This is a genomic window from Pseudomonas sp. C 49-2 (assembly GCF_003970195.1).
In the GTDB taxonomy this organism is placed as follows: Bacteria; Pseudomonadota; Gammaproteobacteria; order Pseudomonadales; family Pseudomonadaceae; genus Aquipseudomonas; species Aquipseudomonas canadensis.
Genome location: NZ_RXYG01000015.1, coordinates 89,743 through 105,608, shown reverse-complemented (window position 1 = coordinate 105,608; position 15,866 = coordinate 89,743). Strand labels below are relative to the sequence as shown.

The 15,866-nt window shown below is 62.8% G+C and carries 16 protein-coding genes and 1 pseudogene; 6 read left to right on the top strand and 11 right to left on the bottom strand.

The window, feature by feature from the left end:
* Nucleotides 1-199 precede the first annotated feature (199 nt).
* Together EJ576_RS24940 and EJ576_RS24935 are read left to right on the top strand one after the other, a co-directional pair.
* A complete protein-coding gene (locus tag EJ576_RS24940) occupies nt 200-1,369 on the top strand; it encodes a p-hydroxyphenylacetate 3-hydroxylase oxygenase component (RefSeq protein ID WP_123476108.1) in 1,170 nt (389 codons plus the stop codon).
* Between the two features lie 58 nt (nt 1,370-1,427).
* Nucleotides 1,428-1,907: pseudogene (locus EJ576_RS24935) on the top strand (flavin reductase family protein); the annotation flags it as partial.
* Between the two features lie 32 nt (nt 1,908-1,939).
* On the opposite strand, the gene EJ576_RS24930 reads toward EJ576_RS24935, so the two are convergent.
* Nucleotides 1,940-3,262 carry a hypothetical protein gene (locus EJ576_RS24930; protein WP_126571374.1) on the bottom strand — a complete coding sequence of 441 codons (1,323 nt, stop codon included), beginning with the start codon at nt 3,260-3,262 and terminating at the stop codon, nt 1,940-1,942.
* A gap of 216 nt (nt 3,263-3,478) precedes the next feature.
* On the opposite strand from EJ576_RS24930, the gene EJ576_RS24925 reads away from it, so the two are divergent.
* The 3 genes from EJ576_RS24925 (at nt 3,479) to feaR (ending at nt 6,562) form a co-directional block, all read left to right on the top strand.
* Nucleotides 3,479-4,978, top strand: a complete 1,500-nt coding sequence (locus tag EJ576_RS24925; RefSeq protein WP_123476104.1) for an APC family permease — start codon at nt 3,479-3,481, stop codon at nt 4,976-4,978.
* Nucleotides 4,941-5,507 (top strand): DUF3156 family protein, encoded by a 567-nt coding sequence (locus EJ576_RS24920; protein ID WP_123476102.1) that lies wholly within the window; start codon nt 4,941-4,943, stop codon nt 5,505-5,507. The genes EJ576_RS24925 and EJ576_RS24920 overlap by 38 nt, the downstream gene beginning before the upstream one ends.
* A gap of 113 nt (nt 5,508-5,620) precedes the next feature.
* Entirely contained in the window at nt 5,621-6,562 is a 942-nt protein-coding gene (gene feaR / locus EJ576_RS24915; protein ID WP_028617040.1) for a transcriptional regulator FeaR, read from the top strand.
* Between the two features lie 73 nt (nt 6,563-6,635).
* Here the strand turns inward: feaR and EJ576_RS24910 are convergent, their stop codons facing one another.
* The 5 genes from EJ576_RS24910 to EJ576_RS24890 are packed head-to-tail and all read right to left on the bottom strand — an operon-like array spanning nt 6,636 to nt 10,704.
* Nucleotides 6,636-7,388, bottom strand: coding sequence for an SDR family oxidoreductase (locus EJ576_RS24910; protein WP_371923956.1), 753 nt, complete (start codon nt 7,386-7,388; stop codon nt 6,636-6,638).
* A complete protein-coding gene (locus EJ576_RS24905; RefSeq protein ID WP_126571372.1) occupies nt 7,381-8,181 on the bottom strand; it encodes an SDR family NAD(P)-dependent oxidoreductase in 801 nt (266 codons plus the stop codon). The genes EJ576_RS24910 and EJ576_RS24905 overlap by 8 nt, the downstream gene beginning before the upstream one ends.
* Nucleotides 8,174-8,995: a molybdenum cofactor biosynthesis F family protein gene (locus tag EJ576_RS24900; RefSeq protein ID WP_028617037.1), complete on the bottom strand. Its 822-nt coding sequence runs from the start codon at nt 8,993-8,995 to the stop codon at nt 8,174-8,176. The genes EJ576_RS24905 and EJ576_RS24900 overlap by 8 nt, the downstream gene beginning before the upstream one ends.
* A 13-nt stretch (nt 8,996-9,008) precedes the next feature.
* A complete protein-coding gene (locus EJ576_RS24895; RefSeq protein ID WP_028617036.1) occupies nt 9,009-9,374 on the bottom strand; it encodes a cupin domain-containing protein in 366 nt (121 codons plus the stop codon).
* A 31-nt stretch (nt 9,375-9,405) separates the two neighbouring features.
* Nucleotides 9,406-10,704: an FAD-binding oxidoreductase gene (locus tag EJ576_RS24890; RefSeq protein WP_126571371.1), complete on the bottom strand. Its 1,299-nt coding sequence runs from the start codon at nt 10,702-10,704 to the stop codon at nt 9,406-9,408.
* Nucleotides 10,705-10,910: 206 nt separating this feature from the next.
* Between EJ576_RS24890 and hpaR the strand changes: the two genes are divergently transcribed.
* Complete coding sequence (gene hpaR, locus EJ576_RS24885) at nt 10,911-11,339, top strand: homoprotocatechuate degradation operon regulator HpaR (RefSeq protein WP_123476094.1); 429 nt, start codon at nt 10,911-10,913, stop codon at nt 11,337-11,339.
* A gap of 124 nt (nt 11,340-11,463) precedes the next feature.
* On the opposite strand, the gene hpaI is transcribed toward hpaR, so the two are convergent.
* Genes hpaI through hpaD form a run of 5 tightly spaced genes read right to left on the bottom strand, consistent with a single transcriptional unit; the run spans nt 11,464 to nt 15,712 of the window.
* On the bottom strand, nt 11,464-12,264 hold the full coding sequence (gene hpaI / locus EJ576_RS24880; RefSeq protein WP_126571370.1) for a 4-hydroxy-2-oxoheptanedioate aldolase: 801 nt from the start codon (nt 12,262-12,264) through the stop codon (nt 11,464-11,466).
* A gap of 16 nt (nt 12,265-12,280) precedes the next feature.
* Complete coding sequence (gene hpaH / locus EJ576_RS24875) at nt 12,281-13,084, bottom strand: 2-oxo-hept-4-ene-1,7-dioate hydratase (protein ID WP_126571369.1); 804 nt, start codon at nt 13,082-13,084, stop codon at nt 12,281-12,283.
* 11 nt (nt 13,085-13,095) lie between these two features.
* Complete coding sequence (locus tag EJ576_RS24870) at nt 13,096-14,400, bottom strand: MFS transporter (RefSeq protein ID WP_126571368.1); 1,305 nt, start codon at nt 14,398-14,400, stop codon at nt 13,096-13,098.
* 46 nt (nt 14,401-14,446) lie between these two features.
* A complete protein-coding gene (locus tag EJ576_RS24865) occupies nt 14,447-14,839 on the bottom strand; it encodes a 5-carboxymethyl-2-hydroxymuconate Delta-isomerase (protein ID WP_028617030.1) in 393 nt (130 codons plus the stop codon).
* A gap of 15 nt (nt 14,840-14,854) precedes the next feature.
* Entirely contained in the window at nt 14,855-15,712 is an 858-nt protein-coding gene (hpaD, locus tag EJ576_RS24860; protein ID WP_122727753.1) for a 3,4-dihydroxyphenylacetate 2,3-dioxygenase, read from the bottom strand.
* Nucleotides 15,713-15,866 lie beyond the last annotated feature (154 nt).

Genomic DNA, 15,866 nt, shown 5'->3' with positions numbered 1-15,866 from the left:
GTAGCCAAGCCTGCGGCCCATGGCTTGACTCTGCCTGCCGCGCGAGATGTCTGTGGCTGCCACGCCTATGAAAAGTACAACCTTGCCTGTGGAACGTGCATTTTCCACCTGCGCGCCCCCATCGATACTGGCCCTGCATCAGGCGCCGTTCCTCAACCCGGAGCGCCCGCCGGACTTCCAATAATAAGCAGGGCCGTCCATGAAAAAGCCAAACCCGCTCCTTGAAGACCTCAAGCCCCTCCTGCCGCTGATTGCCGCGAATGCCACGCGGGCCGAACAGCAGCGTCAGGTGCCGGATGAAAACATCGCCTTGCTCAAAAGCATCGGCCTGCACCGCGCCTTTCAACCCAAGGCCTTTGGCGGGCTGGAACTGTCGCTGCCCGAGTTCGCCGACTGCATCGCCTTGCTCGCCGGCAGTTGCGCCAGCACCGCCTGGGCCATGAGCTTGTTGTGCACCCACAGCCACCAACTGGCGCTGTTTTCGGCGCAGTTGCAGCAGGAGATCTGGGGCGAAAACCCGCACGCCACCGCCAGCAGCAGTATTGCGCCGTTTGGCCGGGTGGTGGAGGGCGAGGGCGGTGTGCACTTCAGCGGTGAAATGGGCTGGAGCAGCGGCTGTGACCATGGCGAGTGGGCGATTGTCGGCTGCCGTCGGCAGAACGCCGAAGGCGGCCAGGATTACTGCTTCGCCGTGCTGCCGCGCAGTGACTACCAGATCCGTGACGATTGGTTCGCCGCCGGCATGAAGGGCAGTGGCACCAAGACCCTGGTCATCGACAACGCCTGGGTGCCCGAGCATCGCATCCAGAAAGCCAAGGATATGATGGAAGGCAAGTCCGCAGGTTTCGGCCTTTACCCCGACAGCCAGATTTTTTACGCGCCGTACCGCCCGTATTTTGCCAGCGGGTTTTCCACCGTCAGCCTCGGTGTGGCCGAGCGCATGCTGGAGGTGTTCCGCGAAAAAACCAAAAACCGCGTGCGTGCCTACACCGGTGCCGTCGTCGGTGCGGCCACGCCCGCCTTGATGCGCCTGGCCGAATCCACCCACCAAGTGGCTGCCGCCCGCGCATTCCTCGAAAAGACCTGGCAGGACCACGCCGAACATAGCGCCGCGCACCGCTACCCGAGCCGCGAAACCCTGGCGTTCTGGCGCACCAACCAGGCCTACGCAACGAAAATGTGCATCGAAGCCGTGGACCGGCTGTTCGCCGCCGCCGGCGGCAATGCCTGGTTCGAACACAACGAAATGCAGCGCCTGTTCCGCGATTCCCACATGACCGGCGCCCATGCCTACACCGACTACGACGTCTGCGCGCAGATCCTCGGCCGTGAGCTGATGGGCCTGGAGCCGGACCCGAGCATGGTGTAGCGCGTTCTTCCCCTCACAACAATCAGGGCGCCCATCCGATGGCGCCCGGGAGTCTTGCATGTCCGACAGCAGCCTTTTCGATCCACGCGCCTTTCGCCGTGCACTGGGCAACTTCGCCACCGGCGTAACCGTGGTCACCGCCGCCACCGCATCCGGGCGCAAGGTGGGCGTGACCGCCAACAGTTTCAACTCGGTATCCCTCGATCCGCCGCTGGTGCTGTGGAGCATCGACAAGCGCTCCAACAGCCACGAGGTATTTGAGGAAGCCAGCCATTTTGCGGTGAACGTACTGGCGGCCGACCAGGTGCACCTGTCCAACAATTTTGCACGCCCGCGTGAGGATCGCTTCGCCCTGATCGAGTACGAACCGGGGGAGGGTGGCTCGCCGGTATTCGCCGATTGCTCGGCGCGGTTCCACTGCGAGAAGTACCAGCAAGTGGACGGCGGCGACCACTGGATCATGATCGGCAAGGTGGTTGCGTTTGATGACTTCGGGCGTGCGCCGCTGTTGTATCACCAAGGCGCTTATGCCGAGGTCCAGGCGCTGCGTCCGTGCGCGCCCGAGACGGTTCAGAACGGTACGGCGACCACCAACTGACTGTAGATGTTGGTGCCGTTGCCACCGACCTGATTGCCGCCGGTCTCGGCATCCTTGTTGGGCTTGTAGAGGCCCAGCAGTGGCGTGATGATCAGGTGCTCATTCACCGCCCACTCGGCGTACAGGTCCAGCTCGCGGCCATCCAGGTTGAGTTGGCCGCGGGTGCTGACGGTGGTGTAGTCGAAGAACAGCGCGCCGAGGGTGAGGTTCTCCAGCGGCTTGACCTTGAGCGCCACGTGTTGCACTGACGTATTGGTGTTGTAGGGGCCCGAGTAGTTGCCCGCCACTTCACCCTGCACCCAGGTGCCGTAGCCCCGGTTGAAACCGGAGAACATCCCGTCCCAATTCTTTGAATAACGCGCGTAGCGGTAGGTCAGGTCGGGTGACCAGGGCAGGTCGCTGAAGGTGTAGCCGGCTTCGGCGTAACCGGCATTCTGCTGGCTGTCGCGGCGGTCCTGGCGGGCCAGTTCAAAGGCAAAGTGCGCGTTGTCGATGCCGGCATTGCCCGCGCCGCGCAGGCTATAGAGGTTCATGCCCTTGCGTTGGCGCTGCACCTCGCTGGCGAAGCGTTCATCCACGTCGATCCCATGAATGTAGGTAAGGCCCAGGGTGCCCGGTGCGGCGCTGTATTCCAGGGTGCCGGCGGCCATTTCGGTCATGGCCTGGGCGGGGTTGTCGGACTTGATCCACATCAGGCTGCCATGCACGCCATCCTTGCCGCCCAGGCGGATCACGGCGGTCTTGTCGAAGGCATGGCGTGCGGCGATGTAGTAGGCGCCGCCACGGTTGAATTCCCCATCGCCCACGCCCTTGCCGAGGTTGGGGCCGTCATCATTGATCAGGAAACCGTCGCCCAGCATGATGATTTGGCGGCCGAACGACAGGTCCACGCCGTCCTTGCCCAACGCTGGGAACAGATCGCCGGAGCGCCAGCCGGCAAAGGCTTCGTCAAACTTGGTGGTGCGCTCCTTGCCCGTGGTCACCCCGGATGCATCGCCATCGCCCCAAGTGCCGGAACTCACCAGGTTGGCCGTGCCATACACGCCGCCAAAGGCGCCCAGGCTCTGGTCCACGCTCAGGCCGTACTTGATAAAGGCCTCGCGCCAGGTGGAACCGCCGCTGCGCCCGTCGTAGTTCTTCGGGCTGTTGAACATCCCATATACGGCGAGGAAGTTGCCGGTGACCCTGGTGTCGGCATCGGCATACAACTCGATGGCCTGGGCCTGGCCCATCAGCAGCGCAATACCCAGGCCGACCGCCTGGCGCAGGCGGCGATTTTTCAGTGTGTGCTCCATTGTTATTGTCCCCATCTTGGTTAAGAGTGAGGGCGCATTAGGGCGAGCGCGGGGGGCGAAGTCTTTTCTCTGCGTGCCAGGGAATTGACCCAGGCCGCCACGCCCTATGCTGTGGCAGGGAGCAACAAAACCGGCGGCAGACAGGGGCAAGACGATCAACTCGAGTGGGGCGCAGAGTGCTGACACATTAAAAAAACCGCTTTCGAGGACCCCATCATGTCGATCAACGACCGACTCACCGCGCACCTCAACCGAGGCACGGTAGGTTTCCCCACCGCCTTGGCCAGCACCATTGGCCTGATCATGGCCAGCCCGGTGATTCTCACCGCCACCATGGGCTTCGGCATTGGCGGCAGTGCGTTTGCCTTGGCGATGCTGATCGCCGTGGTGATGATGCTGGCCCAGGCCACCACCTTCGCCGAGGCCGCCTCGATCCTGCCCACCACCGGCTCGGTGTACGACTACATAAACTGCGGCATGGGGCGGTTTTTCGCGATCACCGGCACCTTGTCGGCCTACCTGATCGTGCATGTGTTCGCCGGCACCGCCGAAACTATCCTGTCCGGGGTCATGGCCCTGGTGAACTTCGAGCACCTCAACACCTTGGCGGAATCGGCCGGTGGTTCGTGGTTGCTGGGCGTCGGTTTCGTGATCGTCTTTGGTGTGCTGAACGCGTTTGGTGTCAGCGCGTTTGGCCGTGCGGAAATCATCCTCACCTTTGGCATGTGGACCACCTTGATGGTGTTCGGCGTGCTGGGCCTGATCGCCGCGCCCGCCGTGCAGTTGGACGGCTGGTTCGGTGAGTCGCTGGTGGGCACCGACCTGATCACCGTGCTGTCGTTGGTGGGCATGGCGATGTTCATGTTTGTCGGCTGCGAATTCGTCACACCGCTGGCGCCAGACCTGCGCCAATCGGCCAAGGTGATGCCGCGCGCCATGATGTTGGGGCTGATGGGTGTGGCCACGTGCATGTTCATCTACGGCGCTGCAATGAAACGCCAAGTAGAAAACGTGGTACTCGATGCCGCCTCCGGCGTGCACCTGCTGGACACACCCATGGCCATCCCCAAATTCGCCGAGCAGGTGATGGGCCAAATCGGCCCACTGTGGCTGGGCATCGGCTTCCTGTTTGCCGGCGCGGCCACCATCAATACCTTGATGGCCGGCGTGCCACGCATTCTCTACGGCATGGCGGTGGATGGGGCGTTGCCCAACGTCTTCACCTACCTGCACCCACGCTTCAAGACGCCGCTGTTGTGCATCCTGGTGGCGATGCTGATTCCTTGCCTGCACGCGCTGTACCTGGGCGGCAACACCGACAACATCATGCACCTGGTGCTGGCGGCGGTGTGCGCGTGGAGCTTTGCCTACCTGCTGGTGACGATCTCGGTGGTGAGCCTGCGCATCCGTCGGCCGGACCTGCCACGGGCGTATCGCTCGCCGTGGTTCCCGCTGCCACAGATCGTGTCGAGCATCGGCATCCTGCTGGGCATGTGGTTCATCACGCCACCGGGCATGAACCCGGCGGACATCTACGTGCCGTTCGGTGTGATGTTGGGCGGCACAGCCGCGTACGCGCTGTTCTGGACCCTGGTGGTGCAGAAGGTCAACCCCTTCAAGCCGGCCTCCGTGGAGGACGTGTTGGCAAAGGAATTCAGTCATCAACCGGAGCTGGCCGATGAGCGTTTTGGCGACTTTGCGGCAAAGACTGTTTGAACTGTTTCGCGCCGAGCGCGCGCCGGCAGGCTATCGACCGGGAGTGACCCTGGCGCACCTGCGGCGCAACCTCGGGTTGGCGACACTTGAAGTGGACGGCGTGGCGTTCGAGATTGTCGAACGCACCGAGTCGCAGTTGTTGATGCACCTGGTGTTGACTGAGTTTGTTCTGCGTGTGCCTGCTGCGACAGGAGGCACAGCGAGCTTCGACGTGCACCATGGCGGCGCGATTCGACGCACTGGCATCCGTGTACGGCGCCGCTCCGGTAACCAGGCCCTGTGCCGTGAAATACAGGCACGATTACTGGCTGACACCCCATTGTTCCAAGCGCTAATGCCACTGGATTTCAAACGCCTGCGCATCGAGCTGCAAGGTCAGCAATGGTGCGTGCGCCTGGAGCACATGGGCGGCAGTGAAGTGGTCAATCGTTTACCGGCCTTTCGACGCTACATCGCCTTGAGTCCTGCGCAACGCAGTCACTTGCTCGCGGCGCTGGTCGGATTGAATCGCGTGTTGTCGAACCTCTGATTGGCATCATTAGTGCTTCTGCAAAGGGCAAACAGGTTGTTGTTGCGCGCATATAGATAACATGTTAACTATTGCGCCAGAACAACAAAAAGAATCCTTTGCGGAGACACCCCATGAGCATCCCACAGCATGCACACGACGGGCTGGACACCTGGAACCGCGACCTACGCGCCGCGTGCGGTTACTTCGACACCGAACTGGCATTCAACCGCTCACTGTTCATCGGCGAGATCAAAGACCTGCCACGCGGCGTCGCGATCCTGCGCACCAATGCCGGGCTGATCAAACGCCCGGCGCACCATGCCGACCACGACAACGACCAGGATTGCTTCCTGGTCAGCCAGCGCAGCGGCTACTCGCAGATCGTACAGAACGGCCAGACCCTGCAACTGGCCCCCGGCGAGATGCTGCTGATGGACTCGGTAGGCTCCATCGAAATCACCCCCTTCGGCCTCATCGAACACGCCTCCCTGTCACTGTCACGCCCGCAGGTATGCAAGCACCTGGGCGGCGACGCACGCGCCTTCGGCAAGATCTCCTCGACCAAGGCCTGCGGGCGCATGCTGCATGTGCTGATGGACCAACTCTGCAAGGACGACACCGAAGACGGCGCAGGTGAAGTGGAGGCGCTGCAAAGCGCTTTCGTGTCGCTGCTGGGCTCGGCCCTGGAGCAGGGCGACGAATGTCGCGAGGGCCTGGCGCTGTTGCAGGGCAACAACCTGCGCAGCTACGTGCAGAAGGTCATCGATGAGTCCCTGAGCCAGCCTGGCCTCAGCCCGATCGGGCTGGCCAATCGGCTGAATATCTCGGTTCGCCACCTGTACCGCTTGTTCGAAGAGCAGGACGACAGCGTCTGCCGCTACATCCAGCGCGCGCGGCTCAAACGCAGTGCGGATGACTTGACCAACCCGTTCCTGCGCAGCGAGTCGATCACCTCGATTGCCTACAAGTGGGGTTTTACCGATTCGGCGCATTTCAGCCGGTCGTTCAAGAAGCAATTCGAGGTGTCGCCCAAGGATTTCCGCTCGAGCCGGATGCAGGCTGTGGGGGCATGAACAGGGTTTCAGAACAAACAAGATCTAATGTGGGAGGGGGCAAGCCCCTCCCACATTTGGACCGAGTCGAGGTTCAGACTTCGGGGAGGGTGGAGCCACCGTCCACCACCAGGGTTTGCCCGGTGATGTAGCTGGCGAGATCGGAGGCCAGGAACAACATGGCTCCGGCGATATCCGCCGCCGCACCCAAACGCCCAAGAGGCACACGGCTGGCGATAGTGTCATTCAGCGCGGCATCACCCAGGTTGCCCATTGCCGGCGTAGCGATCATGCCCGGCTCCACGCCATTGACCCGCACCTTCAACGGCGCCAGTTCCAGCGCGGCATTGCGGATAAACCCGTTGACCCCGGCCTTGGACGCCGCGTAATGGCTGAGGCCCGGATAACCGACGCGGTTGCCGGTCACCGAGGAGGTCACCAGCACGCAGCCCCGGCCCTGTTCGCGAAACGCCGGCAAGGCCGCCTGGGTCAGCCAGAACAGCGCCGACAGGTTGACCGCCAGGGTGCGTTGCAGGATGTCCGGAGTGATGTCTTCAAAGGCCGTCAGCGGAAAATACCCGGCGTTGTGTACCAGGATATCCAGTTGTGGCAACCCTTGAACGCACTCGAACACCGCCTGTGATTCGGCCAGGTCGACGCCTACTGCTTCGACCCGATAGCCCTGCGCGCATAACTCAGTCGCCACGGCCTGAGCCTGTTCCAACTGCCGATCAGCAATCACCACCTGCGCGCCACGCAGGGCAAACGCCTCGACGATGCCTCGGCCAATGCCCTGGGCGCCGCCCGTGACCAGCACCACTTGCCCGCTGAAATCCAGGTCACGCATGGGCATTCTCCAAGTGAGCGAACGCCAGTGTGGGTACATCGACAATGCTTGAACCGCCGTCAGCTACCAACGTCGCCCCGGTAATGATCGACGCATCATCGGAGGCCAGGAAACGACATACCGTGGCGATCTCTTCGGCACTGGCCGCACGGCGCAGCGGCACGTCGGCGCAGACCCGGTCATAGGCTTGCTGCAAGGTGTCGCCATAGGTGTCCATCAACGGCTGCATTTCCGCGTCGGCCATGGGCGTGCGCACCCAGCCGGGACACACCGCATTCACTCGCACACCGTGCGGTCCGTAGTCCCGCGCCAGCGAGCGATTAAGCCCAAGCAGGGCATGTTTGGCCGTGGTGTAGCCGCACACCTCGGGCCCCGCCGCCAAAGAGGCGATGGAGCCGATCAGCACGATAGTCCCCGCGCTTTCCTGCAACAGCGGCAAGCAGGCGCGGGCGCTATAGAACGCGCTGTCCAGGTTGCTGCGCAGGGCGCTTTCCCAGGTGACGGGGCTGGTTTGGGTCGCGCTGCCCAGGCCATGCCCGCCGGCACAGGCCAGCAGCACATCGAGGCGTCCATAGTGCTCGCTGATCTGTTGGATAAACCCGTCCCAGGTCTGCGGGCAGGCGGCATCGCCCACCAGGATCAGGCCGCCAGTGTCCTGCGCGACCTGTTCCAATGGCTCACGGCGCCGCCCGATCAACACCAGGCGTGCACCCTCCTGGGCATACAACCGGGCACACGCGGCGCCGATCCCTGTGCCGGCGCCGGTGATTACCACCGTGCGCGGCTCAGTCATCGGGATACTCCGTACGGTTGAGCACCTGGCAATACGAGCTGATGGGGAAGTTCGACAGCGCATCGAAGGACGCGCCCGCATAACCGAAGATCTTGCCGTCGCTGCGGTGCTGCTGCAGGTCGATCAGCACCAGGCCGAGAGTCGGCACGATCTTCTCCTGCCATACGAACAGGTACAGCTGCTCGGCGATCTTGTAGTAATGGCAGCGGTCGGTGTCGCACAGGCCTTGCTCTACGCCCTTCAAGCATTGCCAGGCGTAGAAGCGCTCGTTGAGGTAGATGTGTTCGTAGACTTCGCTGGGGCTGTAGCGGTACTGGTTACGCAGGCCGACCAGTTCGTCGGTCGGTGCATGCAGGCAGTGGCCGGCCTGCCATGGGCGGTCGAGGCTGCCGTGGAGGAAGTCGACTTCGACCGAGGTCAGCGGTTTACCGGCGAGGGCGCGGTGATAAAGACCTTCGTGGGTCTCGGCCTGGTCCGGCAGGCGCCCGATCACCGCAGTGAATGAGGCGTTCGGCGTGTCCAGTACCAGGCTGATCGACCAGCTGTGCCCGGCCTCATGCTTGATGAAATCCACCAGGTACAGGCCTGGGCGGATCGAAGTGGCGCGGTACGCCGCACTCCCGCTGGAGTGGCCGTCGGCAGCATGCCAGGCCAGGCGCTCCTGCTCGAAGCGGTGTTCGATCTGCCAGCCGTTGGCGAAGTGCAGGGTGAAGGTCTGGCCCGCCAATTCGGCGAGGTTGGGCAGGATGAACGCGTCCGGGGCGAAACCGTCGGCCAGCGCGCCGACGGTGATCCAGTCAGAAGAACTCGTCATGGCAACGCCTCCCTTACACGACGGCAAAGTAGTGTTTGACGAAGCTTTCGCTGAGCACTTCCCACAGCACCGGCGTGCCCTTGGTCACGAACCAGCTATCACCGCTTTTGTAGCGCGTGGTTTGGCCAGTGGACTCGTCGGTGAGCAGCACTTCACCGGTGACCACCGTGGCCTGTTCGGCAAACGGGTAGACCATGCGGAACTTGCCCTGGGTGGTGCCGAAATAGGCGCTGCTGACCGGGTCGGTGGGCGCGCCGAAGGTCATCTTGCCGAAGGCACGCACTTCACCTTCGAGAATCTGCGAACCGAGGTCGGCCACGGTGCCCCAGGGGTCGAGTTCCGACAGCTGGATGTTGTGTTTGAGCGTAGTGAGGGTCATGGCAGTTGCTCCTGATGAGGAAAAAAAGGGGTTAGCGGCGCCCGTTCCAATAACCGGACAGTTGGTGCCAGGATTTGCCCGCCGTCAGCAGCAAGGGCCGGATCGCGTCCTTGCCGAGGATGGTCGGGCGATGAATCGAGCTGACCAGGTCATAGCGCGCCGAGCCTTCGCTCATGCCTTCGGCCAGGACCTTGCAGATGATGTGGCTGGGGGTCACGCCGAAGCCGGAATAGCCCTGCACAAAAAACGCGTTGCTGCGCCCTGGCAAGGTGCCGATCTGTGGGAACAGGTTGGGGCTGCACGCCATCGGGCCGCCCCAGGCCAGGTCGATCTTCACGTCCTTGAGGTAGGGGAAGATCTTCAGCATCAGGTTGCGGTTCCACACCTTGAGGTCGCCGGGAATGTGCTCCACCAGCGGTGTGGCGGCACCGAACAGCAGGCGGTTTTCATTGGTGACGCGGTAGTAGTCGATGACCGGGCGGATGTCGCTGTAGGCCCCGCGAATCGGGCTGATGCGCTGGATCAGTTCCTCGGACAACGGCTCGGTCATCATTTGGAATGCGTAGGTGTTGATGGTCGAGCGGTGCAGCTCCGGCTCCAGCTTGTTGAGAAAACTGTCACAGGCCCACAGCAATTTGCTGGCGCGCACCGAGCCGCGTCCGGTGCGCACGGTGATGCGCTCGCCGTAGCTGACTTCCAACGCCGGGCTGTTCTCGAAAATCCGCACGCCATGGCTGGCCAGCGCGGTGGCTTCGCCCAGCAACAGGTTCAGTGAATGCACGTGCCCGCCGCCCATGTGCAGCAAGGCGCTGCTGTAGGCCTTGGAACCGATGATCTGCTGCACGTCGGAACCGCCGAGAAAGCGGACCTCGTGCTGGCTGTTGATCGACTTGAAGTCCTTTTCCCAGGCGCGCAGGGTTTTTTCCTGGCGGGCGTTGAAGCCCATGTAGCCGTAGCCGTGGCAGAAGTCCGCGTCGATGTTGTACTTGGCGATGCGGCTCTTGATGATGTCGGCGCCCAGGTCGCTGATCTCGAACACCTGGCGCAGGCCGTCTTCGCCGACGTCCTTCTTGATTTTCTCCAGGTCATGGCCGATCCCCGCCATGATCTGCCCGCCATTGCGGCCGGTGCCGCCAAAGCCCAGGTAACGTGCCTCAAGCACGACGATATTGGTGATGCCTTTTTCCGCCAGTTCCAGGGCCGTGTTGATGCCGGAGAAACCGCCGCCGATCACCACCACATCGGCGTCGATGTCCTGTTCCAGGGTCGGGAAGCTGAGGTTGTATTTCTTGGTGGCGGTGTAATACGTGGGGGTTTCGATGTTGATCATGGCGCAGCCTGAAAATGTGAAGGAAGGCTCTAAAGCGGATGCCTCCATTAGGGGCCCTGGCGGGGTGGAAGTCTTGATCCTGCGTGCCCAGGCTTTTGATTCTGCGCGCCATGGGCGGTGCGATAGACAAGTTATAGCGCGCTCCTGGACTGGGAATGCTAGAGTTTCGTTAAATTATTAACTAAATCCGTCGTGACCCTGATCCTATGCTCAAACCTCGCCAGTCCCTGACCTTGACCTTGCTGCAAGCCCGCGAAGCCGCGATGAGTTTCTTCCGCCCGTCCTTGAATGAACACGGCCTGACCGAACAGCAATGGCGGATCATCCGCATCCTTGAACAGTACGGTGAGTTGGAGATCTACCAACTGGCCGAACTGGCCTGCATCCTCAAGCCGAGCATGACCGGCGTGCTGGTGCGCATGGAAGCCGCCGGCATGGTGCACCGGCGCAAAGCCGAGCAGGACCAGCGCCGGGTGCTGGTGACATTGGCCGACAAGGGCAAGGCCAGTTTCGAGTCCATGAGCCAATGCATGGAGGCCAACTACCAGCGTTTGCAGGATCAGTTGGGCGAAGAGAAGTTGCAGACCCTGTTGGGTCTGCTGGATGACTTGAAGAACATCAATATCAAGCGTTGAATCAATACCTGGATCACCGCCGTTCAAAGGTGGGAGCTGGCTTGCCTGCGATGGCAGTGGGTCAGCCAGCTCATTTGTTACTGGACCACCGCCATCGCAGGCAAGCCAGCTCCCACAGGAGATGTCAGTAGACTCCTCCGACGGGGGCGGCGTCGGGAACGCCTTTGAACTTGCCGGCCAGCGCCTGCAATCCGCGCATCAACACCGTGGTGTCCACGCCGACCGCCACAAACGTCGCGCCCAATTCGATATAGCGCCGCGCCAGGTTTTCATCGGCACTCAGAATCCCAGCCGCCTTGCCCGACTTCACGATGCGCCCGATGGCGTCTTCAATCGCCGCCTGGACTTCGGGATGCCCAGGATTGCCGCGATGCCCCATCGACGCACTCAAATCCGCCGGGCCTATAAACACACCGTCTACGCCCTCGACGGCGGCAATCTCATCCAGGTTAGCCAGGCCTTCAAGGTTTTCGATCTGCACCAGCAGGCACATCTGTTCATCCGCCTGGTCGAGGTAGCCAGGGATGCTGTTCCAACGTGAAGCCCGCGCTAGTGCACTGCCCACACCCCGGATCCCTTGGGGTGGATAACGCATCGCGCGCACCAGTTCGCGGGCCTGGGCGGCACTTTCGACCATAGGTACCAGCAGGGTCTGGGCGCCGATATCCAGCAGTTGCTTGATCAATGCGCTGTCTCCGATCACCGGGCGGATCAGCGCCTGGCTGGGGTAGGGTGCCACGGCCTGCAACTGGGCGAGCATGCCTTGCAGGTGGTTGGGCGCATGTTCGCCGTCGATCAGCAGCCAGTCGAAACCGGCATTGGCGGCCAGTTCCGCGCAATAGGCGTCGGCCAGGCCGAGCCACAGGCCGATCTGTACGTCGCCGTTGCGCAGGCGTTGTTTGAAGCGGTTGACGGGCATGTCCATGGCAATCCTCCAGGGTTCAGACGAAGCGGCAGGCTATCGAGCCGAGCAGGTCGTAGTCGACGTGGAAGGTGTCGCCAGGGCGAGCCGCGACCGGGCGCGTAAACGAGCCGCCGAGGATGATCTGCCCCGGCAGCAGGGTCACGTCATACGGTGCCAGTTTGTTCGCCAGCCAGGCCACGCCTTTGGCCGGGTGGTTGAGCACGGCGGCGGAAACGCCGGATTCCTCGATCACGCCGTTGCGGTACAGCACCGCCGGCACTTTGCGCAGGTCGATTTCGGTGGGGCGCACGGCACGGCCGCCCAGCACCACGCCGGCATTCGCGGCGTTGTCGGAGATGGTGTCGAAAACCTTGCGCGTCGCGTTGGTGTACGGGTCGACCTGCTGGATGCGTGCGTCGATGATCTCCAGCGCCGGGATCACCCATTCGGTGGCGTCGAGCACATCGAACACCGTGCAGTTTGGGCCCTTGAGGGGTTTGCCGAGGATAAACGCCAGCTCCACTTCCACCCGCGGCACGATGAAGCGTTCGAAGGGAATGTCGCTGCCTTCGTCGAAGAACATGTCATCGAGCAGGGCGCCGTAGTCCGGTTCGGTGATGTTTGACGAAACCTGCATGGCCCGCGAGGTGAGGCCGATCTTGTGGCCCTTCAGCGTGCGGCCGTCTTGAATCTTCTGCGCGACCCAGGCGCGTTGGATGGCGTAGGCATCCTCAATGGTGATGCCTGGGTAGTCGAGGGAAAACTGGCGCACTTGTTCGCGGCTGCGTTCGGCGCGGTCCAGGTGGGCAGCGGCGGCAAGAATTTGCTGGGAGTCGAGCATGGCAACGGTCCTTAACGGGGATTGACGATGGCGGCGTGGGTGCGCAGCACCAGCAGGCCGCCGAGGGCGATAAATGCAGCGAGTACGTACAGCGCCAGGCTGGCGCTCTGGGTGGCGTCGCGCATCCAGCCGATCAGGTAGGGCGCGAGGAACGCGGCGACGCTGCCGAACGAGCTGATCATGGCGATGCCGGTCGCCTGGGTGGTGTTGGAGAGAAACGCTGGCGGCAGTTGCCAGAACATCGGCAAGGCCGCGCTGGCACCCATGCCAGCGACCACCAACCCGCCCATCACCAGCAGCGGGTTGCCCGGCGCCAGGCCCGCCACGGCGATGCCTACGGCAGCCATCAGCAGCGGCACGCACAGGTGCCAGCGACGTTCGCGGTGGCGATCGGACGAGCGCCCGCAGCCGATCATGAAGAAACACCCGGCCAGGTACGGCACGGCACTCAGCAGGCCGACCTGGCTGTCGCGGCCGATACCGGCGCCGTGGATCAGCGTGGGCATCCAGAACGCCAGGGTGTTCACCGCCAGCATCACCGCGAAATACACCGCCACCAGCAACCACACCTGCGGGTCGCGCAGGATGCCGCCGAACGAGGTGATGGTCTTGCGCTGTTCTTCGCTACGCAGTTGGGTGTGCAGCTGAAGTTTTTGCTCGGCCGTCAACCAGTGCACCGAGTCGAAACCGTCCGGCAACCACTTGAGCACCACCAGCCCCAGCAGCACCACCGGCAGGCCCTCGATCAGGAACATCCACTGCCAGCCGCGCAGGCCGCCTACATCATGGAAATGTTCAAGGATCGCCCCGGACAACGGCCCGCCCAGCACGCCGGCCATGGGCACGGCGATGGCAAACAACGCGGTGACCTGGGCGCGGCGGCGTGCCGGGTACCAGCGGTTGAGAAACACCAGAATGCCTGGGAAAAAGCCGGCCTCGGCGACCCCCAGCAGAAAGCGCAGCACGTAGAAGCCCTTGGCACTTTCTACCCACAGCATGCCGGTGGACAGCAGGCCCCACACCACCATCAGGCTGGCGATCCAGCGCCGGGGGCCGACGCGGTCCAGCGCCATGTTGCTCGGCACGCCAAACAACGCGTAGGCGATAAAGAATAACCCGGCGCCGAAGCCGTACACCGTGTCGCTGAACTGCAGGTCGCTGCTCATCTGCATCTTGGCGAAGCCGATGTTGATGCGGTCCAGATGGGCGAACAGGTAACACACCAGCAACAGCGGCATCAGGCGCCAGGTCACTGAACGATGGGTGCGGTCATGCTCGGCCAGCACGCGGCTGGCAGTCGATTGGGCTGTGCTCATGATGTTGTACTTTTTGTCTGAGAGGCCGTGAGGGGAGCGACGGGATCTACCCCGTCGGATTGTTCAGGAACGCATGCACATTGTTCTGCTTGAAATTCAGCTGCGGGTGCAGCTCGACCATCTCGAACGACAGCGCCAGCAAACGTTGCGCCTGCAGCTCGGCGAAGTGTGTGGTGATCACCGCAAACAACGCCTCGGCTACCGCTTGGCGCGTGGCCAGGTCGCGACCGTGGCCGACCTTGAGGGTCATGTGCACAAAGGCGTAGTCGTGCTTGCCGTCGGCCATGCGCCAGGTGTCCAGGCGCACGCCACGGCTGCGGATACCGCCGAGGGGGAATACGCCACTGTCTCCCAGCACGCGGTGGACCTGTTCAAACAGGCCGGGCAGGTCGGCCTGTTGTTCGATGTTGTCGGTGTACTCGGCGATAAAGTGCGGCATGGGTTTCTCCCAGGTTTACAGCGGGAAAATCGCGTTGATCTGGCCGGTGCCCGAGCTGCCGAACGGCGGCGTAATGATCTCCGCCGCCTTGGCATAGTCCGGCCCACCGAGCAGCCCCAGGAGCATGGCGGTGTCGTGCATCTTGCCTTCGCCGAAGCAGTGTTCGGCGTAGTCCGGCAGCATCGCGCAGAACTCCTTGAAGCGGCCTTGCTTCCACATCTCCACCACATGCAGGTCCATCTGCTTGTCGAACTCGCGGGTCCAGTTGTGGATATTCGCTTCGGCTTGGCGGTCATCCGAGAAGCGGTGGGACAGTGAGCCGGAGGCCAGCACCAGCACCTTGCGGTCGCTCTTCTCGATGGCCCGGCGCACGGCGGCGCCAAAGGCAAAGCTGTCTTCCAGGCGATGCCAGGCGCACCAGGCGGCGATGGAAATGACCTTGAATTTCTTATCCTCCGGCACCCCCATGTGCATGTAGCGCATGGGCACCAGCGTGCCGTATTCCAGCTCCAGGCTCGGGATGTTGTGGGCCATGCTGCGCACGCCGGCCGCGTTGGCCTCGGCGGCGATCAATTCGCCCAGCTCGGGGCAACCGGGGTAGGCGTAGTCCATGTTCTTGATGAAGTGCGGCAGCTCGTTGCTGGTGTAGGTGCCCTGGAACTGCTCGCCGCAGTTGACGTGGTAACCGCTGTTGACCAGCCAGTGCACGTCGAACACTACCGCCGTGTCGGCGCCCAGTTCGCGGGCGCGACGGCCGATTTCCTTATGCCCGGCAATCGCCGCTTCGCGACAGCCGTGATGCTTGCCGGGCAGTTCCGACAGGTACATCGACGGTACGTGGCAGATCTTCGCCGCCAGGACCACTTCGCCCATGATGATTCTCCTGAATAGTTATTGTTGTAAGGCCAGCGAGATCCTTGTGGGAGCCGGGCTTGCCCGCGATGCAGGCGACGCGGTGTCTCAGGTGTACCGAGTCGATTGCATCGCGGGCAAGCCCGGCTCCCACAGGAAAGCAAACATGTGCGAA